Raw genomic sequence first — 10,783 nt, 5'->3', positions numbered from 1 at the left:
AAACTCAGTTAAAAAACAATATTTGTGACCCAGTTGGGATGTGAAAACAGCCTCCCAGCACACGGAGAAAAAAATTGAAAGACTTGCTCGATATCATGCGCAAAAAGACGGATTCAGACGGTCATGCTCCAGTAGAGTTTGACCGCATCCGTATTGGTCTTGCGTCACCAGAAATGATTAAGTCATGGTCTCACGGTGAAGTTAAAAAGCCAGAAACCATTAACTATCGTACGTTTAAGCCTGAACGTGATGGTTTATTCTGTGCCAAAATTTTTGGTCCAGTAAAAGATTACGAATGCTTGTGTGGTAAATACAAGCGTATGAAATACAAAGGCGTCATTTGTGAAAAATGTGGCGTTGAAGTAACGACTGCAAAAGTTCGTCGTGAGCGTATGGGTCACATCGAACTTGCTTCTCCAGTTGCACACATTTGGTTCTTGAAATCATTACCAAGCCGTATTGGTTTATTACTTGATATGACTTTACGTGATATCGAGCGCGTATTATATTTCGAATCTTATGTGGTTACTGACCCAGGTATGACGCCATTTGAGAAATATCAACTTCTCAATGACGAAGAATACTTCAATGCTCTAGAAGAGCATGGTGATGAATTCACTGCGAAAATGGGTGCTGAAGCAGTTCAAGACTTGTTAAAAGACATCGATCTTGAAGCTGAAATTGCTCGTTTACGTGAAGAAATTCCACAAACAACTTCAGAAACTAAGCTGAAAAAAGCCTCTAAGCGTTTGAAGTTGATGGAAGCGTTCAAAGAGTCGAACAACAAGCCTGAATGGATGGTGATGAATGTACTGCCTGTACTTCCACCAGATCTTCGCCCGTTGGTTCCACTTGAAGGTGGTCGTTTTGCGACTTCTGACTTGAACGATCTTTATCGTCGTGTGATTAACCGTAACAACCGTTTGAAGCGTCTTCTTGACCTTGCAGCGCCAGACATCATCGTACGTAACGAAAAACGTATGTTACAAGAGTCTGTTGATGCCTTGTTAGATAACGGTCGTCGTGGTCGTGCAATCACAGGTTCAAACAAGCGTCCGCTTAAATCTTTGGCAGATATGATCAAAGGTAAGCAAGGTCGTTTCCGTCAAAACTTACTTGGTAAGCGTGTTGACTATTCAGGTCGTTCGGTGATTACCGTTGGTCCAAACCTACGTTTACACCAGTGTGGTCTTCCGAAGAAAATGGCACTTGAACTGTTCAAGCCATTCATCTTTGCAAAATTACAAGCTTCAGGTCAAGCAACCACCATTAAAGCTGCGAAGAAAATGGTTGAGCGCGAAACTCCAGAAGTTTGGGATGTACTTGCCTCTGTAATTCGTCAACACCCAGTGATGTTGAACCGTGCGCCTACACTTCACCGTTTAGGTCTTCAAGCATTTGAACCGATCCTGATTGAAGGTAAAGCCATCCGTTTACACCCACTCGTTTGTGCTGCGTTCAACGCTGACTTCGACGGTGACCAAATGGCGGTACACGTACCATTAACACTTGAAGCGCAATTAGAAGCGCGTGCGTTAATGATGTCGACCAACAACATCTTGTCTCCTGCGAACGGTGAGCCAATCATCGTACCATCTCAGGACGTTGTCTTGGGCTTGTATTACATCACGCGTGATGCAATCAATGCCAAAGGTGAAGGCATGGTGTTTGCAGATACGCACGAAGTAAACCGTGCACTTGCAACGGGTCAAGTTGACTTACACGCTCGCGTAAAAGCACGTGTACACCAAACCGTAATCAATGAAAATGGTGAGCGTGAGCAACAAACTATTGTTGTAGATACGACACCAGGTCGCTGCTTGCTTTGGGAAGTTGTGCCTGAAGGTTTAAGCTTCGAGCAAATTAACCTAGAGATGAACAAAAAGAACATCTCAAAGTTAATCAACTCTTGCTACCGTAAATTAGGTCTAAAAGACACGGTTATTTTTGCAGACCAATTGATGTACTTGGGCTTCCGTCAAGCGACACGTTCAGGTGTTTCTGTGGGTATGGAAGACATGGTTATTCCACCACAAAAACAAGCAATTATTGAAAAAGCAGAAACTGAAGTTCGTGAAATTGAACAACAGTTCGAGCAAGGCTTCGTAACTGCGGGTGAGCGTTATAACAAAGTGGTCGATATTTGGGCACGTACCAACGACCAAGTTGCTAAAGCGATGATGGACAACTTGTCATTCACAACTGTGAAAAACAAACAGGGTGAAGACGAGAAGCAAAAATCATTCAACTCGATCTACATGATGTCGGATTCAGGTGCGCGTGGTAGTGCGGCACAGATTCGTCAGTTGGCGGGTATGCGTGGTTTGATGGCGAAACCAGATGGTTCGATCATTGAAACGCCAATTAAAGCGAACTTCCGTGAAGGTTTGACGGTACTTCAGTACTTCATTTCAACTCACGGTGCGCGTAAAGGTTTGGCCGATACCGCATTGAAAACAGCGAACTCAGGTTACTTGACACGTCGTTTGGTTGACGTTGCACAAGACTTGGTAATTACTGAGCCAGATTGCGGTACTTATGGCGGTTTAGTGATGACACCATTCATTCAAGGTGGTGATGTCATTGAAAACCTTGGTACGCGTGTATTAGGTCGTGTAACTGCAGAAGATGTGAAGAAAGCGGGTTCAGACGAAGTTATTCTGCCACGTAACACACTCATTGATGAAAAACTTGCTAACTTCTTAGAAGAGCAAGGTGTCGATGAAGTAAAAGTACGTTCAGTGGTATCTTGTGAATCGACCTTTGGTGTATGTGCGAAGTGTTATGGTCGTGACCTAGCACGTGGTCACTTGGTGAATCCAGGTGAATCTGTGGGTGTAATGGCTGCTCAATCGATTGGTGAGCCAGGTACACAGTTAACCATGCGTACATTCCACGTGGGTGGTGCGGCAAGCCGAACTTCTGCAGCCAATAGCGTACAAGTGCGTAACAAAGGTTCAGTACGTTTCCATAACGTGAAAACTGTACAACACGCTAAAGGTCACTTGGTATCTGTTTCACGTTCAGGTGAAATTGGTATTGCCGATGAGTTAGGTCGTGAGCGTGAGCGTTATAAACTGCCATACGGTGCGTCAATCTTGCTCAAAGATGGCGAAGCGGTAGAAGCTGGCGGTATTGTGGCGACTTGGGATCCACACACGCATCCACTTGTGACCGAAGTTGCGGGTAAAATCCGTTTCAGCCAAATTGCTGATGGCGTGACTGCAACCTCGAAAACTGATGATGCAACAGGTATGACCACAGTTGAAATCTTGCCAGTGACTTCACGTCCTGCGTCAGGTAAAGACTTACGTCCTGCTGTGGTATTAGACACTGTGGATGGTGGCGAACAGTTCTACTTCTTGCCACAGAACACGATTCTTTCTGTCCGTGATGGCGAAAATATCGGTGTGGGTGACGTTATTGGTCGTGTACCACAAGAATCTTCACGTACTCGTGATATTACCGGTGGTTTACCACGCGTTGCAGACTTATTTGAAGCACGTAAACCAAAAGAGCATGCGATTCTTGCAGAAGTGTCAGGTATCGTGAGCTTTGGTAAAGAAACCAAAGGTAAGAACCGTTTAGTGATTACACCAGATGATGGCTCTGAGATTTACGAAGAGTTGATTCCAAAATGGCGTAACATCAACGTGTTTGAAGGTGAGCATGTGAACCGTGGTGAAACCATTTCTGATGGTCCACAAAACCCACATGACATCTTACGCTTGAAAGGTGAAGTGGCATTAACCAACTACATCGTGAACGAAGTTCAAGACGTTTACCGCTTACAAGGTGTAAAAATTAACGATAAGCACATTGAAGTCATCGTGCGTCAAATGTTGCGTAAAGTTGAAATCACCGATGGTGGCGATACGAGCTTCATCAAAGGCGAACAAGTGGATTACATTCGCGTGGTACAAGAAAACCAAGCTGTACTTGCACAAAACAAGTTCCCAGCGAAGTTTGAACGTCAATTGATGGGTATCACCAAAGCATCGCTTTCAACAGACTCGTTCATTTCTGCTGCATCGTTCCAGGAAACTACACGTGTGTTAACTGAAGCGGCTGTAACAGGTAAAGAAGATGATTTACGTGGCTTGAAAGAGAACGTTGTTGTGGGGCGTTTGATCCCAGCAGGTACGGGTCTTGCTTACCACTTAGAGCGTCGTCGTCAAGAAGCTGAAGCTGCTGAATTGGCATTAGTGAATGATTTCTCTGATGTAGATCAAGCATTAAGCCAAGCATTTAGCGATGAATTTAACGATCTCTAATTCGTTTTAAAGCATCATTTAAAGACGCCTTTCGAGGCGTCTTTTTTTTGCCAACGTTTTAGTTGCATATTTTGCTTTAATAAAGCCGCAATATTGCATATAGTGAATTAAGAACAATTTAAAAATATCAAGAAAACTAAGGGGATAGCTTATGCAATTTAGAGGACTGACACTGTGTTTATCGGCAATGCTACTGAGTGTGTCTGTTTCGGCTGCACCAATGCCAAACAGCATTGTGGTGAAAGACAAAGCCATTGTGCCTATTCTAAAAACTGAAGTGATTCGTACAGTGACAGGTGAAAAGCCTATACGCCATGTAGAAGCCACGATTTTTGAAGTGAGCAATCAGGGTAAAGATATTGTGGCAAAGGAAGTTGTTTTTGATGATGATCAAGCACAGTTTTCAGAGAAACAATTGGGTATTCCTGTGATTCAAAAAGGTGGGGTGATTGTACCAACCTCAAAAATTGAGTTGAATAAAACCCTAAAGCAGGATGGTAAAGTCATTTCTGAAGTGAAAACGATTGATGCAGAAGGCATGGAATATAAGCAGGGGCAGGCGCCAATTCATCGCACATTAAAACTGGATCGGGTCAAAACGCCTGAAAGCAAAGAAACAGTTTCTCATGCTGTGTTTACTGAAGATGGACAAACCACAAGAGATGTCGTGCTTTTGGAAGAAGATGTTGCTGAATCATCTATTCAGCCTTAAGTCTTTTACAGAAATACCTTCATCTTGCTGTGCTTGGTAACAGTTTTTTCAAAGTTGTTACCGCAATATGCACTAAGCTGAGAGCGAATAGACCGAGGGGGAGTGATCACCATGAAAAAAGTATTGAGTGTATTGGCAATTGCCACAGTATCGACCATGCTTATGGCGGGTTGTGAAAGCATGAGTTCTAATGACCAACGTATTGGTGCTGCAGCATTAGGCGGTGCCGTTGGTGGAGCAGCGGGTAACAGCGTAGGTGGTAGTGTTGGTGCAGCAGCAGGCGCAGGTGCAGGTGCAGCAGTTGGAAGTAAAACCCAAGATGGTTCTAACCGTAACGCAACCTATAGTGGAATTGGCGGTGCGATTGGTTCAATTTTAGGTAAAGAAGTGATAGGTGGTAATGCAGGCGCTGCAATCGGTGGTGCTGTTGGTGGTGGTGCTGGTGCAGCCATCGAGCAAAAGCGTTAATCTGAATACGAACAGCCATGCCATCCTACTGAAGTATTTATATTTCAGTACATCCAACGCAGAGTCTTATGATTCTGCGTTTTTTATGCGCTAGCTGAAAAATTAATGCGTTTGGATAAATTGATTGACTGCTTGAGTATAAGCATTATTTTGTCCCAATGACTTGTTGATTTCAGCATGTGAAAGTCGGACAGGCAATAACTGGGTTTGAGTTCCGAATTTCTGTGCTTGTTGAATAAATTGTCGAGCTTGAGTACAGGGTTGATCTGCACGGATGGTTGAGCACACCGCGAGAAATGCAGGTAAAGCTTGATGTAGCTGAGCTATCGGAGAAAGGGCTTTCCAGTTGGAAGGTTGATCACCAAAGGCTTGATCATAAAAACGTGCATGACGTGTTTGCATTATCTTTTCTATATCATAAGCCGCGCTATCTAAAGCAACTGTAGCACGCCAAGGCTGTGGCTGGGGTGCCAGCCAATCGGGGCGAACGGTTAATAGACTGACCAGGTGTGCGCCCGCAGAATGTCCCATCAGCACCAAGCGTTTTGAGTCAGCATGCCAATGCGGTGCCTGATTTTGGATATAAATAAGCGCTTGGGCGATATCCTGAGTTTGCTGCTGTACGGTCACATCTGGAACTAATCTATAGTTGATAGACACAAAAATCCAGTTTTGCTTGGTCCAGTAACTCAGCTTATTTTTGACCACAGCAGCATGATTTTTATCACCCATTTTCCAAGCACCGCCATGGACCATCATCATGAGCGGGGCTGGTGTTTGATCTGTGAGTACTTTGGCAGGGAAATAGACATCCATCACTTGTTGAGGATGAGATCCATAAGCCACATTTTTCAAAGTCTGGACTTTGGTAAATGTATTCGGCACCAAAGCATGGAGGGATGTCGATGAATAGAAACAAAGTAGGGAAAAGATTGGCACAAGATTTTTTTTCATTTTAATGATCCTTTAATTTTAAATACTATCAATGTTTATAATTTTTATGATCCACTGATGTATCAACAGTAATACGTTAATTAATTCATACCTGCTCAAAAAGAGTAGAGAAGTTTGTCGGTGACATTGATCTTTTTGTCTTTTGATTAAAATAATATTACCAACAACGCAGAATCATTAGATTCTGCGTTTTTATGTGAGCTAAAAATTACGTTGCTACGGCTTTGGGCTTTTTACGTCGGATATATAACGTTTTATGCACTTCTGCAATTCGTACACCTGATTCATCGATAATATTGAGCGTATATTGACGTGTCAGAGGAGCATAGTCTTCTGCGATCTGTTTGATTTCCTCAACTTCAGCGGCACTCAGGCGAATATCGGCATACACCGTACTGCGTCCTGGGGCGAGGAAATGAATCGTTGCCGCTTTATCCCAAACAATATATGTTGAACCCAAGTGATGCATCAGAATTAACATATAAAATGGATCTACCATGGAATAGAGGCTGCCGCCAAAATGTACGCCGACAATATTTTGATTTTTGCGAGTGAGTGGCATTTTGACACGGACATGGTGGTTGGCTAAATCGATTTGATCAATTTCAATACCTGCACCCCGATAGGGTGGGTACCGATTTAAAAAATATTTAGAAATAAGTGGAATACTTTGTAGTTTTTTAAGCAGATTCATATGATTTTAACTATATCTTTCAAGTCTGGATGCCTTATATTAGTCTAAAATTTAGGCATCAATATGGCATGTTTTGTTATGCTGAGTGCAACAAAGGTGAATAAAAATAAAAAAGATGTATATGCAAGCGCAAACGCAATGGATTGAAACCTCTGATCGACAACAGCTCTATGTCAAAACTTGGGGCGAAAAAAAGCACCTGCACTGATTTTGGTGCATGGCTATCCAGATAACCAAGAAGTCTGGAAACGCGTGATTGCCGTGTTGGTACAAGATTTTTATGTGGTGAGTTATGATGTGCGCGGTGCGGGACAATCCTCCATTCCTAAATCCATTCGTGTCTATAGCTTGGCTCAATTGGCTGCAGATTTAATGGCTGTTGCTAATGCCGTTTTGGGGCAGCGTGCATTTCACTTGGCAGCTCATGACTGGGGTTCAATTCAGTCTTGGGAAGCAGTGACGGATCCAGAATTAAAGGGACGAATTTTATCGTACAGCAGTATTTCAGGCCCATGTTTGGATCATGCAGCGTTCTGGATGCGTAAGCAGTTTTCTGAAAATAAAATTAAATTTTTCAAACAAATGCGTAAATCTTGGTATATTGCCGCCTTTCAACTTCCTGCACTTGCACCTACAGTTTGGCAGTTTTTTCAACCTGAACAATGGCGTCAGGTGGTGATACGTTTAGAACGTGATCAAGATATTGCGATCAATCCTAATATCCGCAAAGATGGGCGCTATGGCGTCAATTTATATCGTGCCAATTTTATCCCACGTTTATTAAAGCCGCGGCAGCGTTACGCAATTTGTCCTGTGCAAGCTATTGTCTTGAAATATGATCAATTTGTGGGTGCTGAATTGATTGATGAAATGTCGCTTTGGGTAGATGATTTTCAACGTGTGGAATTGGCAGCTAATCACTGGGCGATTCTTAGTCAGCCGCAAGCAGTTGCTACTGCCATCCGTGATTTTGCTTTAGGTCATGCAAATTCACATGCTGCAGCAATTTAAATCAGAAACGCTTGTCGGAGTTGAATGTTTGGTCAACTCCAATCTGCATAATCTCTGATAAAATAGCTTCTTTTTTGAATTTTCATCTCTTATGTTCGCAATTCTTGCTGCCATTGCAATCATGTTCGGATTGTCGTTGGCTCGTGTGCCTGTGGTTTTTGCCTTGGTTATTGGTGCAGTCTCAGGTGGTTTACTGGCTGGTTTAGGCTTACAAGGCACTTTAGATGCGTTTAATAATGGTTTAGGTGGTGGCGCTAAAATTGCTCTTGCTTACGGTATTTTAGGTGCATTTGCTTTGGCTTTGGCACGTTCAGGTTTGCCAGACTTATTGGCGTATAAGCTGATTCGCACTTTAACAGGTGGCAGTAATACTAAGGTACAGAACCGCGTTAAATATCTGATTTATTTTACTGTGGCTTTGGCAGCGGTATTTTCACAAAACTTAATCCCTGTACATATTGCATTTATTCCTGTATTGATTCCACCTTTATTAAGTGTTTTCAATCATTTAAACCTAGACCGTCGTGCAGTGGTTTGTTTGCTGACTTTTGGTTTGGTTGCCACCTATATGTTTGTTCCTGTGGGTTTCGGTGCAATCTTTCTGAATGATATTTTGGCGCACAATATCAACACCTTTGGTGCTCCGTATGGTTTTGCCATTCAAAATGAAGATATTCCTGCTGCCATGTTTATTCCTGTGTTTGGGATGTTTATTGGGCTATTGATTGCGTTATTTGTAAGTTATCGCAACCCACGACACTATCTAGATGTGCAGCTAGAACGTACTCAAAGCATTTCGAGTGAACTCAATGCAGACACAACAGGGTCAAGCTTACAAGCACCACAAATTGCTAAATTTACGCTGTGGATGGCAGTGTTTGCGATTATTGCAACCTTAGCAGTGCAATTGTATTCAGATTCGATGATTCTGGCAGGTTTGGTGGGTGTTGCCATTTTAAGCTGTGCAGGAATTTTCAAATGGAAAGAAGCGGATGATGTGATTATTACCGGTATGCGGATGATGGCACTCATCGGCTTTATTATGATTGCTGCACAAGGTTTCGCAGCAGTGATTGAAGCCACCAATCAAGTACCTGCATTGGTGGAAGCTTCGGTACAGTGGATCGGTGACAGCAAAGGCTTAGCAGCATTTTTAATGTTGCTGATTGGTTTGTTAATCACCTTGGGGATTGGCTCGTCTTTCTCTACCGTACCTATTTTAGCAATTATTTATGTGCCTTTATGTCTGCAGTTCGGTTTTAGTCCTGCCGCGACCATTGCAATTATTGGTACAGCAGCAGCCTTAGGAGATGCGGGTTCTCCAGCATCGGATTCAACATTAGGGCCAACTTCCGGCTTAAATATGGATGGGCAACACGACCACATGAAGGACAGTGTGGTACCGACTTTTATTCACTTTAATATCCCATTGATCATTTTTGGTTGGATTGCAGCGATGGTGCTGTAAATCATCACCAAAATGCGTAAGCGCACGTGTTCAGAATAGGCTGGGCACGTTGCAGCACAGTGTTAAAACAACAAAAAAATATACTTCAATTTCATCCTCACATCTGCCGATTGCATCTCAATACACGATTTTAAATCTCTAAACAAAATAGTCTGTTTTCATTGTTTTCAGCTTCGTATATTAGAATGAAGGTGATTTTAATTCTCTTTATTTAATTTTAATAATTTTTATTAATTTCCTGTGATTTAAAAATATAAAACCTGAGTGAATTAATCAATTTAAAATAAATTTGTTTTAATTTTTAAATAAATATAAGATGTATTTCAAATAAACCTTTTAATATATTTTTTAAGTAAAATTGAGTAATATAGTCGGGAAATAATAATATAAACTTTATTAATTAACTCGGGTTTTAAAACCAAGTAATTTGGTCTATTTAAAATAAATTTATATAATAATGAATAGTTTATAAAATAATTAAAATATTATGTTTAATATGTGTTGCATATTAATAGTGGTCGTGTTTAATATTAATTAAGCGTTAAGATTTTTATTCTAAAGGTGGTTTTGAAATGTTAAAGCATGTTGCTCTAATTGCATTAATGGGAATGTCTGCTTCTGCTATGGCAGGTCAATGGCAAGTTAAAGTTGGTGGTTCTGTAATTTCTCCAACTCAAGATACTACAGTACCAAACGTTGGCCATTTTGAAGCTGACCATGAATATGCATTTACACCATCTGTAGAATATTTCTTTAATGACAATATCTCTGCAGAATTATTGTTGGCGACACCAATCAGCCATGATGTAGCTTACGAGGGCGAGAATGCTGTTAAAATTAAGCATTTACCGCCAACGTTAACGGCTAAATATCACTTTAAAAATTCAACCCGTTTCACGCCATACATTGGTGTCGGTGGTACTGCATTTGTAGCATGGGATGAAAAAACATCAGGTGATTTAGCTGCCTTGAAAGTAAAAGTTAAAGAAGATTTTGGTTTTGCAGGTCAAATCGGTTTTAACTTCCAACCTGCCGATGCTAAAAACTGGGGCGTATTCTTTGATGCTCGTTATGCACAATTGAGTCCTGAAGTGACTGTTAAAGCGGGTGGCACTACAGTTAAAAAATTCGATTTAGACATCGACCCAATGGTGTACACCATCGGTTATAGCTACAAATTTTAATTATAAAAAGTAGCTCTT

At 41.7% G+C, this 10,783-nt stretch carries 7 protein-coding genes and 1 pseudogene; 6 read left to right on the top strand and 2 right to left on the bottom strand.

Features of this window, described 5'->3' with window-relative positions:
• The first annotated feature begins 74 nt into the window (after positions 1–74).
• From rpoC to FTU58_RS03160, 3 genes are all read left to right on the top strand, one after another.
• The gene (gene rpoC / locus FTU58_RS03170; RefSeq protein WP_096902331.1) at positions 75–4,274 is read left to right on the top strand and encodes a DNA-directed RNA polymerase subunit beta'; all 4,200 of its coding nucleotides are present in this window, start codon (positions 75–77) and stop codon (positions 4,272–4,274) included.
• 151 nt (positions 4,275–4,425) lie between these two features.
• Positions 4,426–4,986: a hypothetical protein gene (locus tag FTU58_RS03165; protein ID WP_179989537.1), complete on the top strand. Its 561-nt coding sequence runs from the start codon at positions 4,426–4,428 to the stop codon at positions 4,984–4,986.
• Positions 4,987–5,097: 111 nt separating this feature from the next.
• A complete protein-coding gene (locus FTU58_RS03160; protein ID WP_004975789.1) occupies positions 5,098–5,454 on the top strand; it encodes a hypothetical protein in 357 nt (118 codons plus the stop codon).
• A 102-nt stretch (positions 5,455–5,556) separates the two neighbouring features.
• Here FTU58_RS03160 and FTU58_RS03155 read toward each other — a convergent pair whose 3' ends face one another.
• Together FTU58_RS03155 and FTU58_RS03150 are read right to left on the bottom strand one after the other, a co-directional pair.
• Complete coding sequence (locus tag FTU58_RS03155; RefSeq protein WP_180062037.1) at positions 5,557–6,408, bottom strand: alpha/beta hydrolase; 852 nt, start codon at positions 6,406–6,408, stop codon at positions 5,557–5,559.
• 208 nt (positions 6,409–6,616) lie between these two features.
• Positions 6,617–7,102: a DUF4442 domain-containing protein gene (locus tag FTU58_RS03150; protein WP_180062036.1), complete on the bottom strand. Its 486-nt coding sequence runs from the start codon at positions 7,100–7,102 to the stop codon at positions 6,617–6,619.
• A 121-nt stretch (positions 7,103–7,223) separates the two neighbouring features.
• Between FTU58_RS03150 and FTU58_RS03145 the strand changes: the two are divergent.
• From FTU58_RS03145 to FTU58_RS03135, 3 genes and pseudogenes are all read left to right on the top strand, one after another.
• Positions 7,224–8,113 (top strand): annotated as a pseudogene (locus tag FTU58_RS03145) (alpha/beta fold hydrolase).
• A gap of 91 nt (positions 8,114–8,204) precedes the next feature.
• Positions 8,205–9,581 carry a Na+/H+ antiporter family protein gene (locus tag FTU58_RS03140; RefSeq protein ID WP_180062035.1) on the top strand — a complete coding sequence of 459 codons (1,377 nt, stop codon included), beginning with the start codon at positions 8,205–8,207 and terminating at the stop codon, positions 9,579–9,581.
• 572 nt (positions 9,582–10,153) lie between these two features.
• Positions 10,154–10,765: an OmpW family protein gene (locus FTU58_RS03135; RefSeq protein ID WP_180062034.1), complete on the top strand. Its 612-nt coding sequence runs from the start codon at positions 10,154–10,156 to the stop codon at positions 10,763–10,765.
• Positions 10,766–10,783: the final 18 nt, after the last annotated feature.

It is taken from the genome of Acinetobacter sp. YH12120 (assembly GCF_013418795.1).
Lineage (GTDB): Bacteria > Pseudomonadota > Gammaproteobacteria > Pseudomonadales > Moraxellaceae > Acinetobacter > Acinetobacter towneri.
This window is presented reverse-complemented; position numbering and strand designations above follow the sequence as displayed.